The 25,320-nt window shown below is 43.5% G+C and carries 15 protein-coding genes; 6 read left to right on the top strand and 9 right to left on the bottom strand.

From position 1 onward, the window contains the following. Positions 1–3: 3 nt before the first annotated feature. The 9 genes from EL210_RS00950 to EL210_RS00905 all read right to left on the bottom strand — a co-directional run bounded on the left by EL210_RS00950 (position 4) and on the right by EL210_RS00905 (position 14,280). Positions 4–3,138, bottom strand: a complete 3,135-nt coding sequence (locus EL210_RS00950) for a SusC/RagA family TonB-linked outer membrane protein (RefSeq protein WP_026285869.1) — start codon at positions 3,136–3,138, stop codon at positions 4–6. A gap of 466 nt (positions 3,139–3,604) precedes the next feature. Beyond that, a complete protein-coding gene (locus EL210_RS00945) occupies positions 3,605–4,927 on the bottom strand; it encodes a thioredoxin family protein (protein WP_018919364.1) in 1,323 nt (440 codons plus the stop codon). Between the two features lie 30 nt (positions 4,928–4,957). Further along, complete coding sequence (locus tag EL210_RS00940; RefSeq protein ID WP_025879590.1) at positions 4,958–5,641, bottom strand: hypothetical protein; 684 nt, start codon at positions 5,639–5,641, stop codon at positions 4,958–4,960. 41 nt (positions 5,642–5,682) lie between these two features. Continuing rightward, the gene (locus EL210_RS00935) at positions 5,683–6,471 is read right to left on the bottom strand and encodes an Omp28 family outer membrane lipoprotein (protein ID WP_018919362.1); all 789 of its coding nucleotides are present in this window, start codon (positions 6,469–6,471) and stop codon (positions 5,683–5,685) included. Between the two features lie 5 nt (positions 6,472–6,476). Beyond that, entirely contained in the window at positions 6,477–8,108 is a 1,632-nt protein-coding gene (locus tag EL210_RS00930; protein ID WP_018919361.1) for a DUF6029 family protein, read from the bottom strand. Positions 8,109–8,112: 4 nt separating this feature from the next. Next, positions 8,113–8,604 (bottom strand): TlpA family protein disulfide reductase, encoded by a 492-nt coding sequence (locus EL210_RS00925; RefSeq protein WP_025879591.1) that lies wholly within the window; start codon positions 8,602–8,604, stop codon positions 8,113–8,115. Positions 8,605–9,172: 568 nt separating this feature from the next. Next, positions 9,173–9,940 (bottom strand): copper homeostasis protein CutC, encoded by a 768-nt coding sequence (locus EL210_RS00915; protein ID WP_018919359.1) that lies wholly within the window; start codon positions 9,938–9,940, stop codon positions 9,173–9,175. Between the two features lie 4 nt (positions 9,941–9,944). Then, a complete protein-coding gene (locus EL210_RS00910) occupies positions 9,945–12,542 on the bottom strand; it encodes a transglutaminase-like domain-containing protein (RefSeq protein ID WP_018919358.1) in 2,598 nt (865 codons plus the stop codon). A gap of 193 nt (positions 12,543–12,735) precedes the next feature. Next, entirely contained in the window at positions 12,736–14,280 is a 1,545-nt protein-coding gene (locus EL210_RS00905; protein WP_018919357.1) for an alpha-L-fucosidase, read from the bottom strand. Positions 14,281–14,583: 303 nt separating this feature from the next. Here EL210_RS00905 and EL210_RS00900 point away from each other — a divergent pair, with 303 nt between their 5' ends. From EL210_RS00900 to EL210_RS00875, 6 genes are all read left to right on the top strand, one after another. Continuing rightward, a complete protein-coding gene (locus EL210_RS00900; RefSeq protein WP_025879593.1) occupies positions 14,584–15,918 on the top strand; it encodes an MFS transporter in 1,335 nt (444 codons plus the stop codon). An 88-nt stretch (positions 15,919–16,006) separates the two neighbouring features. Further along, a complete protein-coding gene (gene nagB, locus EL210_RS00895) occupies positions 16,007–16,795 on the top strand; it encodes a glucosamine-6-phosphate deaminase (RefSeq protein ID WP_018919355.1) in 789 nt (262 codons plus the stop codon). After that, positions 16,795–18,783, top strand: a complete 1,989-nt coding sequence (locus tag EL210_RS00890) for a glucosamine-6-phosphate deaminase (protein ID WP_018919354.1) — start codon at positions 16,795–16,797, stop codon at positions 18,781–18,783. Before nagB ends, EL210_RS00890 begins: the two co-directional genes overlap by 1 nt. Before the next feature lie 30 nt (positions 18,784–18,813). Next, positions 18,814–20,451 carry a beta-N-acetylhexosaminidase gene (locus tag EL210_RS00885; RefSeq protein WP_025879594.1) on the top strand — a complete coding sequence of 546 codons (1,638 nt, stop codon included), beginning with the start codon at positions 18,814–18,816 and terminating at the stop codon, positions 20,449–20,451. Positions 20,452–21,879: 1,428 nt separating this feature from the next. After that, positions 21,880–22,857 (top strand): glycoside hydrolase family 130 protein, encoded by a 978-nt coding sequence (locus EL210_RS00880; RefSeq protein WP_004377652.1) that lies wholly within the window; start codon positions 21,880–21,882, stop codon positions 22,855–22,857. A gap of 165 nt (positions 22,858–23,022) precedes the next feature. Then, on the top strand, positions 23,023–25,278 hold the full coding sequence (locus tag EL210_RS00875) for a GH92 family glycosyl hydrolase (protein WP_018919352.1): 2,256 nt from the start codon (positions 23,023–23,025) through the stop codon (positions 25,276–25,278). The last annotated feature ends 42 nt before the right edge of the window (positions 25,279–25,320 follow it).

The raw sequence follows: 25,320 nt of genomic DNA, 5'->3' as shown, positions 1-25,320 counted from the left end.
TCATTAAAATTTGAATTTAACACTAAATCCATAACTCTTCAAACTGGGTTGCATGAAGTAATCATTCCCTTGTCCATAAGTACCAGTTGAAGATGTAAGCTCTGGATCAAACGGTGCTTTACAGTAGATCATCCATGGATTTGTAGCAATGAAAGAAAGTGTCAAATCTTTGACAATATTCTTAAACCAGCGTGGATTAAATCTATAGCTCAATGTAAGTTCTTGCAAACGCACGTTTGTTGCACTGTAGGTATAGTAGCCTGCGAGATCGTTTTCGCCCGTAGCTGTAAGCATATAGTATTTCTTGGCATCGTATAATCCTTGATTAGGAAGCATAACGCCTCCTGCATCTCGAGCATCTGCTGAAGCTTTTGATACACCAAAGCGATCTAATAGCGCCTGGGTTGACGATGTAACAACGCCACCAACACGTGCATTGAGCAAGAAGCTAAGACCAAAGTTCTTATAAGTAAAGCTGTTATTCCAACCTATTGTGAAATCAGGAGTCGTTTTTCCCAAATAGATTGGGTCTACTGTTTCAAGGCCAATGCCACCAGAAGGGCTTACATTCACGTATCCTTGGTTGTCTTTAGCCAATACTTTGCGTGCATAAATATCGTTGATTGATCCCCCCACTTTCAGCAACACGCGACCTTTATCCTTGGATACTTCGGGGATATTGATAGGCTTAGGGCTTAGGGGATGATGATAATCCTTGACCATTTCCTTGATCTCATTGATATTCTTAGAGTAAACCAACGAAGAATTCCATTGTACTCCACCAAAGTTATCATTATAGCCTAATGCCATTTCAATGCCTCGGTTTTCCACATTACCGGCTTGAAGGTATGCGGCCTTATAACCAGAACTCTCAGGTAATTCTCCAATAAAGGTTTGGTTATAAGTATTAGATTTGTATAGGGTAAGGTCTAATGATAACTTGTTCCAGAAGCGAGCGGTTAATCCAACCTCATAAGATTTCGTACGTTCAGCTTTGTAATTGGTAAAAGGATAGATGTCGGTTGATTTCAAACTTCCACCTACAAGCGGTGTCGTGATTGTCCCTGGCGTCATACCCGAGCGTGAAACGGGCGAACCAACCTCGGTATATGAACCGCGAACTTTCAAATAAGAGATGAAAGTTGGTAGCTTGATCATTTCAGAAATGATGCCAGAAAGACCCACAGAAGGATAGAAGAAAGACTCTTCTGATGAGTTGACAAGGCGAGAATTCCAATCGTTTCTTCCTGTTACAGTGAGATAAAGCATGCTCTTCCAACCTATTTCGGCACTTGCAAAGGCTGCAACATTGCGTACTTTTGAGTCACCTCCGGCCTCGCGTACTTTACTGTCAGCAGGATCTATATTCTGTAATGTGAATTTATTGGGTACTAAGACCAAATTACCTCCATAGCCACGTGTGAGCGAAGCATAATCAGAATAGCTATAACCAACGTTGGCTGCAATGTTGAAATCATTAAAACGCTTGTTGATATTGGCAATAGCATCAATGTAAGTTTGATGGTCTTTGTAGTTATAATATTCGTAAGCACCGTTACTCTTGGCAAAGTAATCAAATGAAGATGCATAGATTTTACGTTCACTTGTCATGAATGTTTGATCCAAACGTACACGACCTGCTACGCCTAGCCAATCACATACATTATAGGTTAGTCCTGCATTAAACATGAAACGATCTTTGTCATCAGGTGCTAAGTTACGATAAGCAGTCCAATAAGGATTTTGATTGGCATAACGACTGTCACTGATTGGCCAATATTGTGTGGAGAAGTTTCTCACATTATCATACCGTTCAAAAGTCTTGATACCTTCAAATGATTCGCCACGAGGATAAAGATAAGCTGCAACGATAGGATTCCAGTATTCTCCTTGCGAAACCATGTTGTTGTCTTTCTGTTTAATATAAGAGGCCCCAAGATCGAGTTGCACTTTTTTATTAAACATATTGGTGGTATTTCTTACAGTGAAGTTATAGCGGTCATATGTGTTATTAGGCACAATACCTCGTGAATTGGTAGTAGCTATAGAGGCAAATGTCTGATTAATTTCGTTACCAGCATTCACTGTTAGAGCATTAATGAAGTTCGTTCCAGTGCGGAAGAAGTCCTTTTTGGGGTCATACGAACTGGGGGTTGAGAGCTTTTCACCCCAACTTTCATAAGAACCTTGCTTATTTCCATATCTATTTTGAAACTCTGGCATCAACAATGGTGAACTGAAATCGGCAGAACTTGAGAATGAAATCTCAACTCTTCCTTCCTTACCTTTCTTGGTCGTGATGAGAATTGCACCATTAGCGGCGTTACTTCCATAGAGAGCTGCAGCCGAAGGACCAGCCAAAACGTTGATGCTTTCGATATCTTCGGGGTTGATGTCGGCAATTCCTTCACTGCTAACACGGCCTTCACCCATGATACCACTATCGGTTCCACCACTGAAGTTGAAGAGTGGAATTCCATCAATGACATATAGAACGTTGTTGTCTCCTTCAATAGATTTGGCACCACGCATGATAACACGTGTGGCACCGCCTACGCCACTAGCACTCTTTGAGATACTCACACCAGCGATTTTACCATTTAACGAGTTTACAAAGTTGGCATCTTTGTTGCGTGTTAGCTCGTCGGCTGACACCTTTTGAACATTGTAACTCAAAGCTTTTTCGGCACGTTTGATGCCCAAGGCCGTTACAACAACTTGGTCAATTGTGTGTGACTCTGGTAGCAATGTAATCTTAAGATCGCCATTGCCTGTTACCTTAACCTCCTGTGTGTTCAGGCCGATATAGCTAATCAAAAGAACTGCTCCCTTTGGAGCCGTCAAAGTAAACTTACCGTCAATGTCGCTGATAACACCATTAGATTCACTCTTACTGTTTTTTACACGTACAGTTGCACCAATAACAGGTTCACCTGTATTGTCCACAATTGTGCCGGTTACTTTTACATTGGCATTAGACTGCTGCGTTTTCAGGTTATTCGTTGCTGTTACATCCATGCCTACAGTAATCAAATCTCTGCTGAAGTGTCCAACAGATACAACATGATTACCAGCAAAAACTTCTAAACAGCAGCAAGATAGGAAAACGCTTACCGGGAAAATCTTTCCTGTTTTCATTAGATTTATAAATTTGTTAACACTTAATTTATTTAGAGTACCCCCACAAACAATTACAGGGGAAACCTCAAAATTCCTGTTTTGTTGTTGTTTTTTATTTATTTAGGTTTATAGTGCAAATATACTATATCAATTTGTAATGATATATAGGAATCAGATGTAATTTAACATCTATAAGCAGTAATGACCATAGAATTATGCTTAATTTACAGTTTTACAAGCAATAAGTTTTAGAATTGTTAATTCTGTTACATGATAATTCATTGTTTGATAAAGCAGAACCTATTGAAATGAAAGGTAAAATATTTCATATTTAAAAGGACTTAATTATAGGGTGTTTTCAATTACTCATCAATGAATAAAAATGTTTTGTACAGTTCTATAGAAGATATAAAAATGCTGTAAGGATGTAAAAAGAGGCATCCTGACAGCATTATCCTACGAGCGAAAAAGAAGTTTTATCTTATCAGCGTGTCACAAACTCTTTGCGCACACGTCCATCGCTATATTTCACGATATTAACACCCTTTTGTGAAGTTTGAATACGGCGACCCTCAAGGGTGTAGCGTGCAGTTTCTGCAGCGGCGCTCTTTCTTTGTGATGAAGAGGAAATGCCTGTGGTTTTGGCATCAGAAATGTGGCATTTGGCTGCATTCTCGATTTGCCCGGTCTTCATATTAATCAGCAACACACAGACATTCAGTTTCGACTTGTCTTGTATCACGCGCTTATGAGAAATATTGCGAAATACATATTCATGACTTTGTGTCTTGTCTGCCTCTATCGGAGTTTTGATGTAGCCGGTCAAAGGGGTTTTGACTCCTTCGGCTGCAATGGCGACAAAATTATTCTCAAGATTTCTTATATCGTAAGGAGCATCGATAAAATAGTCAAGCTCTTTTGATACTCCACGTTCAGCTGTTCTTCCCGAATAATTATTGTATTGTATCCAGTTTGGGCTTTTCATTCCGTCTTCCGTCAGTATATAGGCAAAACCATATGGGGCTTCATTCTTATTTATGCAGAATGTGACGCGTGGAGTTACCGTGATGTTTTCTTTCTCTGCATCCCACGTGGCAGAGACTTCAACATCCATATCCGCACCTTTAGCTCTTTCTTCTTCAAACTCGGTTATAGCCTTGGCATAACCCAACAAAAGGTTCCTGTTCATGTCGAGTGTAGGGCGGCTTCTGTGATCTGAAGCTTTCCAGGCATAGTCATTACAAGTCAAGGGGTCAGCACTGCCACCCGTATGAATGGCAATGCCGATGAAATCGTTAGGATAGTTATGCGCCAAATTCTCCATGAGCGCTATACCACGTGGACAGTATCCACACCACATCCCCGTGTACTCCTCAACAACAACTTTTCGGCGTGGCACTTTCGTAACTGTAATTCTTGGAAGCGTGGCATAGTTGACAGAAGCTCTATTGGCTTCACCATTGACTTTTGTTATTGTAAGCAATAATTCTGTTTCCGAAATTTGGTTGTGTGGAGGCACATCCACTTCTATTGTTGCTCCCTCCATACGCTTCAATGGTTCAGTCAGCACAAACTTTTTCTCTTGTAGGATATTTCCAAGGAAAGATAGCGTATAATCAAAATTTTGAATGGGAGTATTGCCATAATTGGTAATCAGCAGCTGTCCTTTTGCACTTTCCGCAGTGAGCGGCACATATACTTTTCGGCCCGTAGAGGGAATCAGGGTATAATCATTGGCACTGATATCACCCGGATAACCGATGATTGCAATGAGTGCAAGAAGCAGGATATAAATTCTTTTTATCATGTTGTATAATGTGTTGTTTGAGGAGAATACTTAGGGAACAATGTATTTTTGAGTGGAAACAGAACCTTTCACACCTTTGCGATTTACGATATAGGCACCTTTGGGGAGCTTGGACAGAGAGGTTAACTGTTTATACAGTAATATGCCCTTGGTGTTGAAAACATCGTAAGTATAGTTGTCTTGTAATGAGGAAGATATTATTCCTGTGCTCTTTGGCTCAAAGTTGAGTGTAACTTTAGGGCCGGCCTTCTCTGTTGTCGTACCGTTTTCTCCTTTTTCTTCAATAAAGAGTTGCAATGTGGCTATACATTTTCCTTTGTCGGGAAAAGAGTAGTCTGCATGAATTTCTTCTTTCTGGGCGGTGGCAGGCAATTCCTTTGTGCTCACGTCATAGGTCTTGACGGTTTCTTCTATGGTACAATTCTCAAGTGCACAGACTTGCAGTTGACCCTCTTCGAGGGCAGTGATAGTGCAGGAGAGTTTTACCTTTACGGTCTTAGCTGAGGTGTTGCTGATAAATAACTTTTCAGTTATTTGTTTCCATCCAGGCAGGAGAGAGGACTCCTCAATCTTATTCAGATTAAGCGTTGCATTGGGAGCAAGGACATTGCCATTAGCATCAACGAACACAACTTCATTAGAAATTGCCTGTGCCTGTGTATTAATAAAAAAACTGGTCAATAGACCAAAGAAAACAAGTAATCGTAATTTCATGTTAAGTATTTAATATTTGTATTTTAGAATTTATGTTTCATTTATGAGAGAGCTATCTTCTGTCGAACAACTTGCAGTACGCCATTGTCGTTATAGAAGAATGCTACCACCCACGCTTTCTCTGCGACAATGCCATTGGGGAGCGTATAAATAGTTCTTTCCTGGTGCGCATGTTTGGGAGAGAGTATCAGCTCTGTGCCCCAATCTCCATTGATCGCAGCCCGCAATATGTGGTTATGTGTATAGTTGTTGTCTACCTTATTACCAGGAAAAAGCTGTGGAGCAACGATACCATCCTCTACCAACCAAAGTTGCAGTCGTCCCTGAATATTATCAGTCAAAGTATTCAAGTCTGTTGTTATCTCCACACGGCGAGTGTCTGGGTGATATTGACATTTAAGTTCTATACCTACTGTTGTTGTCCGAGCAAACTCATTATAGATTTGTCCCGACCAAGCTTCTTTGGAAAGCACACCGCCTCGACGATTGATAATTGCTTTTGGTACGTTGGGAACTTCCCACTTCTTATAATAAGCATCTCCCACATCTGTGCGCAGCCCTACAAAGCCCGGCGCAGCTTTGAGGGCAAGCGGACCAGCATGAATGGCAACGGCAATCAGTTTGTCGGCACTGTAGCGAGCTTGCAATTGCGTGATAGTCTCGGTTGCTGCTGGACAGAAAATGCATCGCTGCCCCGTGAAGTCTTCAATCAGCACGTTGCGTTGAAGCGTGGCTGCCGGCACTTTAATAAGGCGGTTGTCAGATGCAACAGGGTCGCAACCCGTCAGAAGTATAACGCCTACTAAAAGAAGAATATATAAACTTTTCATTTTTATCAGAAGTTATAGTTATAGGAAAGTGTAAGCCCTTTGGTCGCTGGGATATAGCGACATACACCGCCCGAACAATTATAGCCTGCACGAGTGCGACCATAGCCCAGTTGTAATCTGTGTGCTCCACCGCTATATGTTACGAAACCTTGGTAGTAGTGCACGTGAGTATTGCCAAGATTGTAGAGATCACTCAAGGTGAACATCCAATGTGGGGCAAGCGATAACTCTGCCAAACCAAATGCCCAATCTTTGTCGCCATCTTTCGAGAAGAGATACTGTCCCTCTATGCGTAGCGTCGTTTTGGGTGCCAGTTTCTGCTTCACATCAGCTACAAAGATATGCGAGTGGAGCATTCCTCCATGTCCTTCAAGCAGGGTTTGGTTGTAAAGTTGGTTCATATACATGAAGTTGAGCTTCGTAGTTTTGCCGAGACGTTTCTCTAATTGCACATCAATATCCTGGTAGTAAGTCGACGTTCCCCATGCCCAAAACGGACTGCCATAGCCGTCAGTGCCACTGCCACCTGCGCCATTTTTTCGCACAGAATGAACGTGTGAGAAGTTTACTTTTACCATTGTGCCATATCTTCCACCCAGCGTTGAGCCTTTAGGAAAGGTATAGGCAGCAGCTGTCTGATAAGCCCATTCCCCTTCGGGACGTGTGGCATAGGGATAAAGTGCAGCCAGAGCGTAGGTATGTTCTATTGTGAAAGCCGGCATATGATTGACAAAAGAAGACGTTCCTTCCATTCCTCTACTACTTCGAAAAGCCATATTCATGCTGCGCTTTGCTTGCAGAAGCAGACTCATTCCGCGTTTGGAGTATGATCCCGATAGCATTGTCACGTAGCCGTTACGGTAGATGTAACCATTGTCATGAGAGGGATCTTGAGTTTTCATTGCCATTTCCGCCAGTACATTAAACGCACGATGCTGTACGCGCAACCGCACATCAAAGGCATTAACATAGCGTGGAAGGCGTAGACGGTGGGTAGGATCAGTCATAATGACTTCGTCTTTCTCATATTTATTAACGTAAGAGAAACCTAATGTAGCATAGGTGTTGTGTTGTCTTAAACCTTTATACAATTCATCAATATTCCACTCAATGTCGCCTCCTGTCAGCCAACTGTCGTTGTGTTTCCAATATCTACGCTGACGTCCTGTGATGACTTTCACTGCAATACCAGCCCAAGGGCGATAGAAGAATCGTAAACCCTGCAGTGAATTATCAATGCCGAGACTTCGTTCTTCATAAGAGCGGAGGATGAAACCCGACCCAAACTGCTCATAGAAACTACCTAAGGTCAGTTCTGCATTCTTGTAATTTCCTTTCAAATAAGCATAGGGGACGCCCCAACCTTTGAAATCAGTTTCAAATCCGGGAAGCGGATGCTGCAAATACTCTAACCTTGCTCCAGCCTCTATGTAACGGCTTGTGGCTTTCAAATCAATATAAGTATTCGTCAGAAAACGGCCGTTAAGCGTATTAGCTCCCGTAGTACTATCCTTTTCAGGCAGAAGCATATCGCTTTGAATACTCCCGGAAATGCGCAATTTATTCGGCTGCTCTTGTGCACAAAGCGGCATGTTTGTTATGCCAATGAGCAATCCTATCATTGTCCATCTTTTCATAACACTATCTGCCTGCAACTTCTTTTATCTTTTCGTAAAGCTCAACTTCTGCACCGTCGGTATAGCCATTGTGTTTATAGACAATATTACCTTGTCCATCAAGCAATACCGTATAAGGTATCATTTGAATGCCCAATGCACGTCGCAAATCGCTGTTGGGGTCGAGCAATACATCATAACGCCAGCCGTTCTGGTCAACCAAAGGTTTTACCTTGTTGATGTTCTGTGCCTGATCAATGGAGACTGCTACAATTCGCACACCTGTTTCTTGCCGCCAATCATCGTAAAGTTCATCAATGGCTTTGAGCTCGCGGTTGCACGGTTTACACCAGGTTGCAAAGAAAGCAATAATGAGCGGTTTCCCATTATTTGAGATAGTGTCTGTTTGTACAAGTTTCCCTTCAAAATCTTTAAGTATCACTTTTGGTAGCTGCTCCTGAGCTTTGCTCGCCAAGCTAATCATCAGCAAGCAAAGGGATAAAAATAACTTATTCATCTTATTTGTTTATAGAGAGGGTGCAAAAGTATGAAAAAAAAGTGAAACTACAAAACAGAACAAGCTAAATCAGACTTTTTGAGTGTCTCTTTTTTGTAAATATAATCTATAATTTTTAACATTTCAGAGTGTCACAAACCAGGGAAAAAACAGCCGGAAAATAGAGATAATCTGTCGACTTTAATGCTTTTTGCTTACAATTCCATTCATAGTAGATGGTAATTCAAGTCAGATGACGCTGCTATTTGAGTCAAAACAGACGATAATTGAGTGCGAGTTACAACCTAATCTGATGCAAATTACAAAGCTTTTTTATAATATTTGTTGTTGTAATTCGATATGTTTTTTACAACATGTTGATAACCATTGTGTTACAAAATGCCAAAAATCGGGCGTTATTTGGAATGGAGGTAGACTTTTATTCAAATTTCCAAAACAGGCGAGGACAATTGTAAATATCCTTGAAATAAATTAACATATAATCCGTTTCTACGCATCATAGTCCGTTGAGCAATACTCATGAAGGGAAATCCTTGAAGCTAACGGGAAGAAAAGAGATAAGTTTCTCCTATCCATTCAGCAGGGCATCTATCGTGTTTCTTACTCTTCTTTCTGTTGTTATCAAAATAGTGTCTTCGTCGGCTCCAGGCTTTCCCATGAAAACTGCAGGGTTGGCGTAGGTCATAAGACTGTGCTTGGGTTCGCGTGCAGAGAAATGAAAGGCATGCACTCCTGTTTCTTTATGAATACGTGCTATGTTGCTTTCATTCACTCCGCAGCCTGCCATGAGGATAATTCTGTTGTCTGCTAAGACATGAAGTTGCCGGAGTAGGGGAATACCTTGCTCTGCCGTAGGTTGCTGTCCGGAGGTCAACACTCTGTCAAATCCCAATGCTATGATTTTTTTTAAGGCTTCCTTGGGGTCTCGGCAGCGGTCAAAGGCACGGTGAAAGGTAACGCTCATTCCTTTTGCATGCTCTAAAAGAAAGGTGTTGGCAGCTTTGTCAATGTCTCCTTCTGGCGTCAGGCAACCGAAAACAACACCGTCAACACCCACGCGTTTGCACAGCTCGATATCCATTGCCATGCGTTCCAACTCTTGAGGAGCATAGAGAAAGTCACCTCCGCGATTGCGTATGATGACGTGCAGGCGTGTTTCTTTCAACAGGTTTCTTGCCATTTGCAGTTCTCCGTAAGAGGGCGTTGTGCCCCCTTCGGGTATTCCCATGCAGAGTTCTACGCGGTCGGCGCCTGCTCGCTGGGCTGCTATGCAACTTTCAACACTGTTGGCACAGACTTCAAATTCAAACTTTTTCCGCTCTTTCATACTGCTCATGGTCTTACAATTTACTGCCCGTTTTCACCAATTGCTCGCCCAATCCAATGGTATAACCTTGAGAAATGAACACAACGCGATTGAAAGTGTCGGCAATAATGAATATCGGCAATTGGTTGGCATTGCGAAGTTTCATCTCTCTTACAATCTCTTTCTGGATTATTCCATTCCTGTCTATGCCGAAGATTGTCTTTTCAGGCAGGCTGCCAAACTCGCTCTTCTGGGCTTCAAACTTCTTTTTCTCAGCCTCACTCGTAAAGAGCAGCACCATCGGTCGTCCCCATTTGTCGAGTTTCTCTTTCAGTTTTGCGATGTCGTGCAGGGCGTGGTTGGTTGGTTCCTGGCCTATGCCGAGAATTCCCAAGACATAATAGCCTCTACCGGTCTGGCTTAAGACAGAGACTTCTTGCCCATCCTTTTCAAACAAGTCTTCGCTGTTGAAGCTGCCAATGACCTTTATGCCCTCTGTCTCCTGACGGATTACAAGATGTATTGCAGTGGTTTTCCCTGGTTCAATCGTGAAGAAACGCTTGTGAACCATCACGCTTCCATCGGCCATTCGCTGTCCAGATACCAGCAGGTAAGTGCCTTCATCTAATGTTGTTCCCTTTTTGAAAACATTCGACCAAGTTGTTCCTCCTCCCATATCTAACTGTCCTTCGTCGAAATTCATAAGCCATGTGCGCCCATTGATAATCTTACTTATCGTGAAATGTGTGTAATATTTCGGGTCGTCTAAGTATTCGGTGGGTGTGTAGTTGAGGATGAGTGTACCCGTTTTAGCCACTTGTTGGACAGTTGTATCAAAGTCCACATCCATCCAGTTGCCGTCTTTCTTATATTGTATCTTACCCGTAACGGCATCTTTCCGCGCATCAATGCCTATGCTTCGGGCTACATCTACAAAGAAGATATCCCTGCTTCTATCGTCTGCAACTCTGCATTCCCATACGCTGATAGGTGTCTGGGGAATTCTCATGGCATGCTTGTCGGGATTCATCTTGATGTTTTTCTGTATCCAGTTGACCAGTAGTGCAGGATTATTTCTAAAGGTTTGGGCTTCCTTGCTGAATGCCTTTGCAAAGAAATGTTTGAAGGGTTTGAGTATCATTTCATTTTCCACGCGTGGTGAAAGCTGGTCGGTTGGTGCGCTCATGTTGTCTTCCAAGATTTCCATGGGCATGTCACGAAGGTCTTTGTCGCTTAATGTGCTCAGTAGTTCAAGTGCCCGCACTCTGTTTGCAGCATGCTTTTCAACGAATGCCTTAATGGTTCTCCAGTTGCCGCGTGCTTTTATAATATAAGGTATGGCAGCAGGAATGACATAGTCTTTCATGCTCTCCTGTGTCGGGAAAGTGGCAATGTAAGCATTTCGCATAGCGTCTTCTTCTGCGAGTCGGGTACTGTTGTGCGCTCTTTGTGCATCGGTGACGTCTGGCAAAACCACATGTTCTGCCGGAGGAACAATGTCTAAATCCTCTTCTTTTCCAAAGTTCTTTTCGTCATAGGAAAGCTTGATAGTGACGTGCTTATCCTTCCCGAAAGAAGCCTTTGCATACCCGAAATGCCCATTTTTGGATGCCCAGACGAGCATATCTCCCTTTCCTGCGGAGAGGAATGTCTGTCCATTACTGTCTGTGTACTTGGAGGCAGCCGTGTAGAATTCGGCATAATTATAGATTTTGAAGTCTACCCTTGCGTCCGCAACGGGCTTCCCTTGTAGGTCGATAATACTGAAATCTATCTTTCCTGTACTTCCATAGTTGTCTATCAGATTGATTTCAGTGAAGTTGTTTGTGCGCAGCATCACTTCTTCGGGGCCTTCGTAGTCGCCGAAAGCACGTGTGTGCATGAGCATGGCGCGTGAGGCAGGCGCATTGAACCATGCTAAATTCAAAACAGGTTCTGGCTCGCATGCACCTAAAAAGTACCATTTGCCGTCTGCCCAGGCTTCAACCCAGGCATGATTGTCATCTGTGTGTGCCCAGCGAGGCGTATATACTTGTCGGGCAGGAATACCGATAGCCCGTAGCGCACTCACTGTAAATGTGCTCTCTTCGCCGCATCGTCCGCGTCCTGTTTGGATAGACTGTAGGGGAGAAGAGGTGCGGGCATCGGAGGGCTCATAGGTCACTCTTTCGTGGCACCAATGGTTAACTTCCAATATTGCATCCGTCATGGAGAGTCCTTTTACACGCTCTTTCAGCTCACGGAAGAAGATAGCTCGCGAACTGTCTAACGGTTCGTTGTTCACGCGCATGGGCAGAACGAAATGGCGAAAGAGCAATTCTGGAACTTGTTTGCCCCACGGCATCTCTCTGCGTGTGCGTAAAGCTGTGCGCACATTGCCTAAATGATAGGCTTTGGGATAATCGGTTGCGTCGGCGATGGGCATGTAGGCATAGAGGAACTTGAGTGCTTCCTCTTCTTCTGGGGTAGTCTGCAAGTTTTTAATCTCCCAGTATTTTGCACCGATAAGATTTATTTTTGCTTTCCAGGCAGACTCTACTTTCTGTCTGAAAGAGGCATCTTTGATGAAATGTTGTGCTTGAACGGTGAGCGAAACAGCTACAAACAATAGGGTGAACAGCGTTTTCTTCATAGTGAGGTTTTTAATTGTGAGCTAACGGTTAAGCGCAGAGAACCACAACAGATAGCGTGAATATTGTTTGCAATATTCGTAAAAAATATTGGAATATGCAAGTGTTTTCAATGAATTTGTTGCTTATTTGCAGTGTGAGTACTCTACCGTCGTGTATCAAAGAGACTCCTTATATATAATAAGGTGTAAATTTCTATTCCTTAAGGTGGTACAAACCAATCTCTGCAATCGCCGGAACAGCGCGCACTTGCTGGACAGTAAGCCTCACTTCCTTTGCTGTCTGAAGCGGAAATTTCAATAGGCGTTTGTGCCCGATGGTAGTCCCTTCGGTTGCTTTCTGCCACTTTCCATGTACGTCTTTCACTTCAAGTGTGAATGCTTCTACGCGTTGCCCCTTACGAATGTCTTCCTGAACAGAAAGTACATTGAATGTTACTGGCTGCTTTAACTTAAAGAGGAAGACCGCTTCTCCTGTTTTCATATTTGGTAAAACGGAGGTGTCATAATTGTTGTCTATGATATTACGGGGCTTTCCCTCAGACACTTTACATGTGATTTTGGCATTGGAAAGCAGATTTTCTGTAAATGTGGCATCATACAACTGACGGAAACCGCGCAGGCTTTGGATATCAGCCTCGGCTAATTTACCTTCTTTGTTTGGCGGTAGATTTAGCAAAAGAACACCATTCATGCCCACAGACGTGAAATAGATGTCTATTAATTCTTTTGGCGTTTTAACCTGATGGTCTTGGCTTTCATGATAAAACCACCCCGGGCGGATAGAAACATCAATCTCTGCAGGATACCAAATGAGTGATTTTGCCTTTTCTATAATCTTTCTGCTACCGAGGTCTTGCCCCTTCATATCACCAACAGGCTGTGTCAATACCTCTTTTTGTGAGTTCTGTGCGATAGCCTCTTGGTTGAGATTGTCTTTAGGAACAACGCTCCATTCTGTAGTACGGCCACGCCCTGTCTCTGTTCCAACCCAGCGGACATCAGGCCCCATGACAGCAATTACAGCTTCGGGTTGAAGTTTACGGATAAGCTCATACCAACGAACGAAATCATATTCTTGCTTCTTTCCGTTCGCTCCTTCACCACAGGCACCGTCAAACCATACTTCGCTTACCTTGCCATATTGCGTGAGAAGTTCTGTAAGTTGGTTTACGAAATAATCATTATAGGCTTCTGTTCCATAAAGTTTGGAGTTGCGGTCCCATGGAGAAAGATAAACGCCAAATGCCATACCATACTTTTGGCATGCCTCACTCACCTCGCGAACTACATCCCCCATACCATTCTTCCATGGAGAATATTTCACGCTGTGCTCTGTATAGGCCGATGGCCACAAGCAGAAACCGTCATGATGTTTGCAAGTAAGAATGGCACACTTGAAGCCCGTAGCTTTCAATTCACGTATCCATTGGTCTGCATCAAGTGCTGTGGGATTGAAGATTGCCTCGGATTCCGTTCCGTCACCCCATTCTTTGCCGGTGTAAGTGTTTACGCCAAAGTGTAAGAATGCTGTGAGTTCTTGACGTTGCCAATTGAATTGCCGTGCAGAAGGTACCACGTGGGCTGCTTTTCTGACAATATCAGCGGGAGTATCCGTTGGTTTGATGACGACAATATTATTCTCCTGTGCATGGAAAGAAGATTGGAGAGAGGGCACGAACAGCAGGCAAAATGTTGCAATTGCAGACTTTATAAACTGAGAATAAGCTTCAATCCTCATAAATTTAGATAATGACGGTTAGTTAGTATTGTTTGATAATATGGCGCAAATTTATAATTTTCTGCCGAGAATGGCAAATATCGAGGCCATAAAAAGTAGGTTTAGGCTTTGTAAATCATAAATATGGATATTGTAAAGTATCCATTCAAAGATGAAATATGACTTCTATTTTCGGCAATGAAATGATGTGCAAGGCAGAAAATACTTTATAGTCTAAGGTAGTAAATTAAAGTTAAATATATTGATATTTGGAGGTAAATGTGTATCTTTGGGGGCCTTTTAATCATAACTTTAACATTATCAATGGATCTAAAAGCTAAGAATCACGCGATAAAGACAACTTCACAAGGAAGACCGCATAGCCCTGCAACATGGGTGCCAACGTTGTATTTTGCCATGGGTATGCCTTTCGTTGTACTCAATATGGTCAGTGCACTGATGTATAAAGGAATGGGCGTGTCTGACGCTCAAATTGCTTTTTGGACCTCGCTTATTATGATTCCATGGACGCTGAAGCCTTTATGGAGCCCATTTTTGGAGATATATAAGACCAAGAAGTTCTTTGTTGTGCTCACTCAATTGCTTACAGGTGTGCTCTTTGCATTAGTTTCCTTTGCGCTTCATCTGCCTTCCTTTTTTGCCATTACGATAGCCATCCTTGCGGTGATTGCGATGAGCGGTGCTACACATGATATTGCAGCAGACGGCACGTATATATCGGTGCTCTCCAATGAGGAGCAGGCACGCTGGATTGGTTGGCAGGGAGCGTTTTACAATATAGCCAAGATTGCAGCAACTGGTGGTTTGGTTTATCTCGCCGGTACATTTATTAAGCTGTTCGGTGTGACAAAAGCTTGGATGATTATCATGCTGATTATTGCAGTAATCATGGTTTCTGTCGGCGTTTATCACTATTTCATGCTTCCTACCCCCAAAGGAGAAGCCGACAAGGAGCCGGTGTCTCTCAATGACTCCCTGCATGAGTTGCTCGAAGTTTTCTTGGATTTCTTTACCAAACGGCACATCGTTTATTACATCTGCTTCATCATACTTTATCGCTTTGCAGAAGGGTTCGTGATGAAGATTGTACCGCTTTTTCTGAAAGCTTCGCGTGCGGAACAAGGCTTGGGATTGAGCGAACAAGAGATAGGACTGTACTATGGCACTTTCGGTGCTGCAGCCTTTGTCTTAGGTTCCATTCTTGCAGGCTATTATATCGCGTGGAGAGGATTGCAGAAGAGTTTGTTCTCATTGGCATTGGTATTTAATATTCCCTTTGTAGCCTATACGCTCTTGGCACTTTATCAGCCGGAAAGTCTTTGGCTGATAGGTGGAGGTATTGTCATGGAATACTTCGGTTATGGCTTTGGCTTTGTGGGATTGTCACTTTTTATGATGCAGCAGGTGGCGCCCGGCAAGCATCAAATGGCACATTATGCCTTTGCCAGTGGCATCATGAACCTTGGAGTCATGCTGCCGGGTATGATGAGTGGTTACATCAGTGATAAGCTTGGATATCAACATTTCTTCCTTGTTGTGTTGGTATGTACTATTCCTGCACTGCTGATTACATGGTTCGTGCCTTTCACTTATCCTGATGCCACAAAGAAAATCAAGGCATCAGCAGGGAATGAATAAAGTTAATGCTGTTGAAGATAGAATGAAAACAGAGAAAGAGACAGAATAAAATACCCAAACAAAATAAACATTTTAAAACCCAAAAATTATGAGATTAATCATAGAACCCAACTACGAGCAGTTGTCTAAGTGGGCTGCTAACTATGTGATTGAACGTATTAATGCTGCCAAAGGACAGGAAAAACCTTTTGTGCTTGGACTGCCTACAGGCTCTTCTCCGGAGCGAATGTATGCAGAACTGATAAAGGCTTACAAGGAAGGAAGGGTTAGTTTCAAGAATGTTGTTACTTTCAACATGGATGAGTACGTGGGACTTCCAGAGGATCATCCGCAGAGTTATCACTCTTTCATGGCAGAGAAACTCTTTAATCATATTGACTGTCCGAAAGAAAATATCCATATTCTGAATGGAAACGCAGAGGATTTGCAGGCTGAATGCCAGCACTATGAGGATATGATACGCGAGGCAGGAGGCATTGATCTCTTCTTAGGTGGCATTGGTCCTGATGGACATATCGCCTTTAACGAGCCGGGTTCTTCGCTTCGTTCCCGTACACGCATCAAGACGCTTACGTCTGATACGCGCATTGCCAATTCACGTTTCTTCGATAATGACCCCATGAAAGTCCCTGCACACGCGCTCACCGTGGGAGTGGGTACAGTGATGGACGCTAAGGAAGTGTTGATACTCGTCAACGGACACCATAAGGCCGAGGCCTTACATGCTGCAGTAGAAGGTGGTATAACCCAGAAATGGACTATCAGTGCGCTGCAGATGCATGAGCATGGCATTATCGTTTGTGATGAGGCTGCTACTGATAAACTCACTGTCGAGACTTACAAATACTTTAAAAACATAGAGAAGGAGAACCTATAATGAAACTGAATTTAAGTTCACAAATCGTACTTAACCAGACACCTGAAGCGTTTTACCGTCCAGCTACAGCTGTAGACCGTTCTGAAATCACCCGCTTTGAGAAAGTTCCGACCGATATCTTCCCAACGATTGAGGAGGGAAGTGTGAGTATTGTCAATCAGTTGGAAGCTGAAATCAAGCGTAAACAGCAGGAAGGGGAGTCCTTTGTTCTGGGCGTAGGCTCTGGTTCTTCGCTTACTCCTATCTTTCAGGAGATGATTAAAAGATATCAAGCTGGGAAACTGAGCTTTAAGAATGTCATCATCTTCAATGCTTACGAATATTTCCCACTTAGTGCTGAGAACGTTAATCGCAGCATCAATCAGCTTAAGGAACGCCTGTTAGATCATATTGACATTGAAGAACAGAATATCCATACCCCAGATGGCACTATCAGTCAGGATGATGTGCAAGAGCATTGTTATCTCTATGAGCAGCGCATCAAGAGCCTTGGCGGTTTAGATGCTATTCTTTTGGGAATAGGTCGTATGGGTAATATCGCCACTAACGAACCCGGGTCGAGCCTCACTTCTACATCTCGTCTCATTCTTATTGACGAAATGTCACGCGATGAGATGAAGATGAGTTTTGGTTCTCAAGAAACTGTTCCCCCTTGTTCTATTACAATGGGTGTCAACACAATTCTCTCTGCGCGCAAGATATTCCTTACTGCTTGGGGTGAAGAGAAGGCTGACATTATTAAGGAGACCGTTGAAGGTAAGATTACAGATGCTGTTCCTGCCTCTTTCCTACAGACTCACAATAATGCCCACGTGGTTATCGATCTCTCTGCTGCTGCTAAACTGACGCGTATTCAGCATCCTTGGCTTGTTGCATCTTGCAAATGGACAGATAAATTGGTGCGTTCAGCACTTGTATGGCTTTGTCAGATTACAGGCAAACCAATCCTTAAACTGACCAATAAGGACTATAATGAGAATGGTTTGAGTGAGTTGTTGGCTCTCTACGGCTCGGCCTACAATGCTAATATTAAGATTTTCAATGACCTTCAGCACACGATTACCGGATGGCCAGGAGGAAAGCCTGATGCCGACGATACCTATCGTCCGGAGCGTGCTAATCCATTCCCAAAGAAAGTAATCGTCTTCTCACCACACCCCGATGACGATGTAATCTCCATGGGTGGCACACTACGTAGACTTGTACAGCAAGGACATGACGTGCATGTAGCTTATGAAACTTCGGGTAATATTGCTGTTGGTGATGAGGAAGTTGTACGTTTCATGCACTTCATCAATGGCTTCAATCAGCTTTTCGGTAATGAGCAGGATGAGATTATCCGATCAAAATATAAAGAGATAAAGCAATTCCTCAAGAATAAGAAAGAGGGTGATATTGACAGTCAGGACATACGTACTATCAAGGGACTTATCCGTCGTGGAGAGGCTCGTACAGCTTGTACTTTCAATCAAATTCCTCTTGACCATGTTCACTTCCTTGACTTGCCATTCTACGAATCTGGTAAGATAGAGAAGCTTCCCATGGGTGAGGCTGATGTGAATATCGTCAGGAAACTCATCTCAACCATAAAGCCTAACCAGATTTATGTGGCTGGTGATTTGGCCGATCCACATGGCACTCACCGCAAGTGTACTGATGCAGTTCTCGCCGCTCTCGATATGGAGAAGGAGGCGAAAGCAGAGTGGTTGAAAGACTGCCGAGTATGGATGTATCGCGGTGCATGGGCAGAATGGGAGATTGAAAATATCGAAATGTGTGTTCCAATGAGTCCGGAAGAACTTCGTGCAAAGCGTAATTCCATTCTTAAGCACCAGAGCCAGATGGAAAGTGCACCATTCTTAGGCAATGACGAACGCCTCTTCTGGCAGCGTTCTGAAGATCGCAACCGAGGCACAGCCAAGCTCTATGATGATTTAGGACTGGCTTGTTACGAGGCGATGGAAGCTTTCGTAGAATATAAGATATAAGTAATTCATTCACAATCTAAAAACCTATCTATGCACAAAAGAATGTTAATGATAGTTGCTCTCTGCGCTTCTCTGTTACAGGTTAGCGCAGCAGAAGCCGACTATCACGTAATTCCGCTGCCTCAGCAGATTACGATGAGTAAGGGTAAGCCTTTCAGTCTGTTGCCGACAACACAGATTATCTGTACCTCGTCTGATGAACTGATGCAGAAAAATGCACGTTTCCTTTGCGACTATATTAAGGAAACAACGGGGCTGACGCTTACAGTCAGTAACTCTGCTAAGGTGAAAACACCGGCAATCATGCTCGTGCTTGACCCGAAAATGCAGGGAGAAGAGGCTTACAAACTCTCTGTCTCGACTAAGAAAGTGGTCATCAGCGGACGTACTTCCGCTGGTATCTTCTATGGTATTCAGACGCTTCGCAAATCATTGCCTATCATGAATGCAGCAAATGCGGAGCCTATTATGCTTCCGGCTGCAGAGATTACCGATGCACCTCGCTTTGCTTATCGCGGCATGATGCTTGATTGCTCACGTCATTTCTTCTCTGTTGATTTCGTGAAGCGATATATAGATTTACTGGCACTTCACAACATGAATGTCTTCCATTGGCATCTTACCGATGATCAGGGTTGGCGTCTTGAGATAAAGAAGTACCCAAAACTGACAGAGATTGGCTCCAAACGCACAGGTACAATCATGGGGCATAACTCTGATGTTGATGACGGACAGCCCTATGGTGGTTTCTATACACAGAAAGAGGCAAAGGAGATTGTGGAGTATGCACGCCTGCGTCATATCACCGTTATTCCTGAAATTGACATGCCTGGTCACATGAAAGCAGCCTTAGCTGCTTATCCCGAACTTGGTTGTACAGGCGGGCCTTATGAGGTCGGTCACGCTTGGGGCATTTATAAGGACGTGCTCTGCTTGGGGAATGAAAAGGTTTATCAGTTTGTCAATGATATCATTGATGAAGTTGCCGACATCTTCCCTGCCAAGTATATCCACATTGGTGGTGATGAAACTCCGACCACACGCTGGGGCGAATGTCCTAAATGCAAGAAGGTTGCTGCCGAGAATAGCTTGAAATTGAACAAGCTGCAAGCTTACTTTACCAACCGCGTTGAGAAATATATCAACGGCAAGGGACGTGAGATTGTCGGTTGGGATGAAATCCTTGATGGCGATATCAACCCGAGTGCAACTATCATGAGCTGGCGTGGTATCGAGCCGGGAGAGCGTGGAGCGAAGTTGGGTCATGATGTCATTATGAGCCCCACGTCATACTGTTACTTTGACTATAAGCAGAATAAAAACGAGGAAACAGAGCCGGAAGGCCAGCATGCACTTCTCACAGTAGAGAAAGTCTACAGCCTTGACCCTGCACCTGCAACGATGTCTGCAGACTCCCGTAAGCATATTCTGGGTGCACAGGGAAACCTTTGGACCGAATATGTGGCTTATCCAAACCGTGCCGAATATGCCGTGTTGCCCCGTATGGCGGCCCTTTGTGAGGTACAGTGGACGCCAACCGATAAGAAAGATTTCAATAACTTCAGGCAACGTGCAGACCACATGGCAAAGATTTATGATCTCCACAACTATGTCTATGCACTCCACCTCTGGCCAAATCGTTTCAATCACAACAGGTCTGACTGGTAAACATCATTCTTTTCAGAAGTCGGGAGAACAACAGTTTGTTGCCCGATAACCTCATCCGGAGGCTCATGTTCAACGCATCTATAGGCTGTTGACATAGAACCTCCGTTTTTATTTTGTAAATTTTATATCCTGTTTTTTGCCCCTTTTCAACATGACCAAATAGAAATGAAAGACCGCTTTCTTTGCATCTATGATGCCATTTAATGGTTTCGATATCCTCGGTTCTTTCCTTTTGCCTTGTAATTTAATAGAGATTGTCAAATGATTGGGTATATATTGTTCTACAGATTACCTATCATTATACGATGACGATTGAGGTTGTGTTGTGTAATGAGTGCCATGCTGGGCCATCCCGGCTTTCGTGCCTATAGATGACAATAGAGGTAGTGTTGTGCGATGAGATATTTTTCATGTAGTAACTGCGTAGCAGTTATGCTTTTGAAAGCCCGTGGTTGGCGAGGAACGAGCCTACCTCGGGTGAGTGATAATGTGTGATTTTCAAACCCGGTACGGGTTTTGTTTTTTCCGATTACGTGGCGAATGAGAAAAGGCTAAACCCGTACCGGGTTTATTTCATGCGTCTATTTAATCCCCACGTTGGCTCTCTTCGTTTGCCAACGTGGGGCTTTCAAGAGCACAACTCGTACCGAGTTGCCCTCCCATCTCTTGCCCGTTACCTTGCCACATGGTCATTATGATGAAAGGATATGGTGAGGATTACCACATAATATGATATAAATCGCCCCCGTGATTTCAGTCACTTTACCACGCAATGTGACTGAAATGACCGTGAGATTTGATGCAGATTGCACCACAATTTGATGCAGATTGCACCACAATTTGATGCAGATTGCAAGGCTATTTGATGCAAAACACAGCATATTTCAGCGTGATTTTATATCGCTTTTTGGCTTGAGTTTTATAATGGTTTGATACCCAATGGGTTGTAAAATGTCAAAATACAGCGCGTATTTGGAGCGAGGAAGACTCCTGTTTCAAATGCGCGAGTTATGCGAAAGCATTTGTAAATATTTTTAGGAAAGAATAAAATAGATTTCAATCTTAAGCAAACAACTCCTTGAAGTGGATAATTAAATTACAGAATGTAAGATTATTAAAATTTCAATCTTAAGCAAACAACTCCTTGAAGTGTTTTGTCCGAGCCTCTCCTTTCTGTGGCATCGTCATTTCATTGAATATAGTTTCTTGTCTTCTCCTGCTTTTAGTTTGCTACAGATAGCCTTTTACTAAAGCCTTTGTTACATTTTGATGAACAGTCTTCCTCATGTCTGTTTAAAAGAGTTAAGAAGTGTTTTGACGGCTTAATGTTTAATAAATCAAGAGTTTTATCAAAGAAAAGAATTACCTTTGTTATGCATTATTGCATGCTGAAATTCACAGAACTAAAAACGTAAAAACATTTTTATAATGAAAAACTTAAAAGACATTCTGCCTTGGGAAGACCGTCCTCAAGGTTGTAAGGACGTGATGTGGCGTTACAGTCAGAACCCCATTATCCATCGATATGACATTCCAACGTCGAACAGTATCTTCAACAGTGCCGTCGTTCCATTTGGAGAAGGCTTTGCAGGGGTGTTCCGTTGCGACAACAAGGCTGTGCAGATGAACATCTTTGCAGGCTTCAGTGATGACGGTATTCATTGGAAAATCAATGAAACTCCTATTGTCTTCGAAGCTGGGAATACAGAGATGATTGAATCAGAGTATAAGTATGACCCACGCGTCACATGGATTGAAGACCGCTATTGGATTACTTGGTGCAACGGTTACCATGGACCAACGATAGGTATTGGCTATACTTTCGACTTCAAGACATTCTATCAGTGCGAGAATGCCTTTCTTCCTTTCAACCGAAATGGTGTACTATTTCCCGAAAAGATTAATGGGAAGTATGCCTTGTTGAGCCGTCCGAGTGACAATGGTCACACGCCATTTGGTGATATCTACCTCAGTTTCAGTCCTGATATGAAGTTCTGGGGCGAGCATAGATGTGTGATGTCACCCACGCCTTTCCCACAAAGTGCATGGCAATGTACCAAGATTGGTGCCGGTCCCGTGCCTTTCTTGGTCGATGAAGGCTGGCTTTTATTCTATCATGGCGTAATCACAACGTGCAACGGTTATCGCTATTCGATGGGTGCGGCCATTCTGGATAAGGAGCATCCGGAGCGAGTTCTCTATCGTACTCAACCTTATCTCCTGGCTCCGAACGCTCCTTATGAGCTTCAGGGCGATGTGCCTAACGTGGTGTTCCCATGTGCTGCACTCCACGATGACGAGCGTGTGGCCGTGTATTATGGGGCAGCCGACACAGTCGTAGGATTGTCCTTTGGCTATATTCGCGAGATTGTTGACTTCATTAAGCAGAACAATATATTGAAATAAACATCGTTTTTGCGGGGTAATGCAGGGTGCATTATCCCGCAACAGTTATCACTTCGCATGATGATATATCGTATATTGTTGCGCCAAGTGTATGTGTTTCTCATACAATATTCGTATATTTGTAACCGAACTGCAAACCTCTTTTAGCTTTTAACTCTTTACACTATGAAGAAAAACCTCATCATTGCCTTGTGCATGGCGTGCAATTTAGGTACGCTACAGATTGCCCGTGCATCTGAAATTGAACCTGTTGACTTGGTAAACACCTTTATTGGCACTTCTAATTTAGGTACAACCAACCCCGGAGCCATTTGCCCTAACGGACTCATGTCGGTCGTTCCGTTCAATGTCATGGGCTCCGATGAAAACAAATGTGACAAAGATTCACGCTGGTGGTCGACGCCCTATGAGTTTCATAATGTGTTTTTCACGGGCTATTCCCATGTCAACCTCAGCGGTGTGGGCTGTCCCGATGTGGGTTCTTTGCTGTTGATGCCTACCACAGGAAAACTCAATGTTGACTATCGCGAATATGGAAGTCACTATAAAGATGAGGTGTCTCGCCCGGGTTATTACAGCAACTTCCTCGTAAAACACGGTGTAAAGACTGAGGTTTCGGCTACGCTCCGCACTGCAGTTGAACGCTTCACGTTCCCTAAAGGAGCCAGCCATCTGTTGCTTAACTTAGGAGAAGGACTCACAAAAGAAAGCGGGGCAATGGTAAAACAGGTGAGTCCGACGGAATATGAAGGCTTTAAGTTGCAGGGAGCTTTTTGTTATTATGCTCAAGCTGTATTCCCTATTTACTTCGTTATGCGTGTAAATAAGGTGCCGGAGAGTGCAGGTTACTGGAAGAAACAGCGCGAACGGCCTGACAAACAGGCTGAATGGTTCCCCGATAGAGGGCAATATAAGCTCTATACGGCTTATCAGAAAGAGATTGCCGGCGATGATATCGGTGTGTATATGAACTTCAATACTGCCGAGAACGAAGTCATTGAGGTGCAGATAGGTGTGTCGTTTGTGAGCATTGCCAATGCACGTGAGAACCTGAACGTAGAGCAACAAGGCAAGGATTTCAATGCCGTTGCGCAGGAAGCACGGCAGAAATGGAACGCCGATCTCAAGCGTATAGAAGTTGAAGGAGGTACAAAAGATCAGCAAACTATCTTTTATACCGCACTGTACCACACGTTGATACATCCTAATATTCTGCAAGATGTGAACGGAGATTACCCTGCTATGGAGAGCAGTCGTGTGTTGAAGCAGAGCGAAGGCAATCGCTACACGGTATTTTCCCTATGGGATACCTATCGCAACCTGCATCAATTCATGACTCTAATCTTTCCCAATCGTCAGCGAGACATGGTTAAAAGCATGATTAGCATGTATGATGAGTGCGGTTGGTTGCCTAAATGGGAACTCTTTGGACGTGAGACTTACACGATGGAAGGCGACCCTTCGATCCCTGTTATCGTTGACTGCTGGTTGAAAGGGCTGCGTGGTTATGACATCAACAAGGCCTACACAGCCATGAAAAAGGGTGCAATGACAGACGAAAAAAGCAATCCTTTGCGCCCGGATAACAACGAATATGTGGAAAAGGGCTATGTTTCGTTGCGCGATTCGTTTGATAATTCGGTGTCACATGCCTTGGAATATTATATTGCTGACAATGCTTTGTCGCGCTTGGCCAGTGCTTTGGGCCACAAAGCCGATGCAAAGCTGTTCTATAAACGGTCGATGGGCTATCGTCATTACTTCAGTAAGGAGTTCAATATGCTGCGTCCTATTCTGCCAAATGGTAAGTTCTATAGTCCGTTTAATCCGCTTCAAGGAGCCAATTGGGAACCTTCTCCAGGCTTCCATGAGGGAAATGCGTGGAACTATACATTTTATGTGCCCCATGATGTCTATGGACTGGCCAAGTTGATGGGTGGAAAAGAGCGTTTCGTTAAACAGCTTCAGTCGGTGTTTGACAGAGGAAACTACGACCCAACTAATGAACCTAACATTGCTTATCCTTATCTGTTCTCTTATTTTAAGGGCGAAGAATGGCGCACACAGGTGCTCACTCACCAGTTGCTTCAAACCTATTTCAAGAATAGTCCCGAGGGACTTCCTGGCAATGATGACACAGGAACCATGTCGGCTTGGGCGCTTTTCAGCATGATGGGCTTCTATCCTGATTGCCCGGGTGAGCCGGCTTATACGCTGACCTCACCTGTCTTCGACAAGATAACCCTTCATCTTGATGAAAAACAATGGGGTAGAAACAAGCTTGTTATTGAGACTCTGCGAAGCAATCCTAATGCTGTCCGCATAGAAAAGATTGAAGTTGGTGGTAAGCCTTGGCGTCAGTATCGCATCAGCCATAATGACTTAGTGAAGGCGGGTACATTGAAATTCACATTAAAATAATAGCAATTGTCGTGGCGCATTATTCAGAAGATGCCACGCATA

The sequence above is a fragment of the Segatella oris genome, assembly GCF_900637655.1.
GTDB classification, from domain to species: domain Bacteria; phylum Bacteroidota; class Bacteroidia; order Bacteroidales; family Bacteroidaceae; genus Prevotella; species Prevotella oris.
Note: the sequence above shows the minus strand (reverse complement) of the source record. Positions and strands in the feature narration are given on the sequence as shown.

Coding starts and splice junctions, on each gene's coding strand:
- EL210_RS00900 (WP_025879593.1), top strand. CDS start 14,584: ATGGATCTAAAAGCTAAGAATCACGCGATAAAGACAACTTCACAAGGA.
- EL210_RS00945 (WP_018919364.1), bottom strand. CDS start 4,927: ATGATAAAAAGAATTTATATCCTGCTTCTTGCACTCATTGCAATCATC.
- EL210_RS00905 (WP_018919357.1), bottom strand. CDS start 14,280: ATGAGGATTGAAGCTTATTCTCAGTTTATAAAGTCTGCAATTGCAACA.
- EL210_RS00875 (WP_018919352.1), top strand. CDS start 23,023: ATGAAGAAAAACCTCATCATTGCCTTGTGCATGGCGTGCAATTTAGGT.
- EL210_RS00910 (WP_018919358.1), bottom strand. CDS start 12,542: ATGAAGAAAACGCTGTTCACCCTATTGTTTGTAGCTGTTTCGCTCACC.
- EL210_RS00890 (WP_018919354.1), top strand. CDS start 16,795: ATGAAACTGAATTTAAGTTCACAAATCGTACTTAACCAGACACCTGAA.
- EL210_RS00915 (WP_018919359.1), bottom strand. CDS start 9,940: ATGAGCAGTATGAAAGAGCGGAAAAAGTTTGAATTTGAAGTCTGTGCC.
- EL210_RS00885 (WP_025879594.1), top strand. CDS start 18,814: ATGCACAAAAGAATGTTAATGATAGTTGCTCTCTGCGCTTCTCTGTTA.
- EL210_RS00925 (WP_025879591.1), bottom strand. CDS start 8,604: ATGAATAAGTTATTTTTATCCCTTTGCTTGCTGATGATTAGCTTGGCG.
- EL210_RS00935 (WP_018919362.1), bottom strand. CDS start 6,471: ATGAAAAGTTTATATATTCTTCTTTTAGTAGGCGTTATACTTCTGACG.
- EL210_RS00930 (WP_018919361.1), bottom strand. CDS start 8,108: ATGAAAAGATGGACAATGATAGGATTGCTCATTGGCATAACAAACATG.
- EL210_RS00880 (WP_004377652.1), top strand. CDS start 21,880: ATGAAAAACTTAAAAGACATTCTGCCTTGGGAAGACCGTCCTCAAGGT.
- EL210_RS00940 (WP_025879590.1), bottom strand. CDS start 5,641: ATGAAATTACGATTACTTGTTTTCTTTGGTCTATTGACCAGTTTTTTT.
- nagB (WP_018919355.1), top strand. CDS start 16,007: ATGAGATTAATCATAGAACCCAACTACGAGCAGTTGTCTAAGTGGGCT.
- EL210_RS00950 (WP_026285869.1), bottom strand. CDS start 3,138: ATGAAAACAGGAAAGATTTTCCCGGTAAGCGTTTTCCTATCTTGCTGC.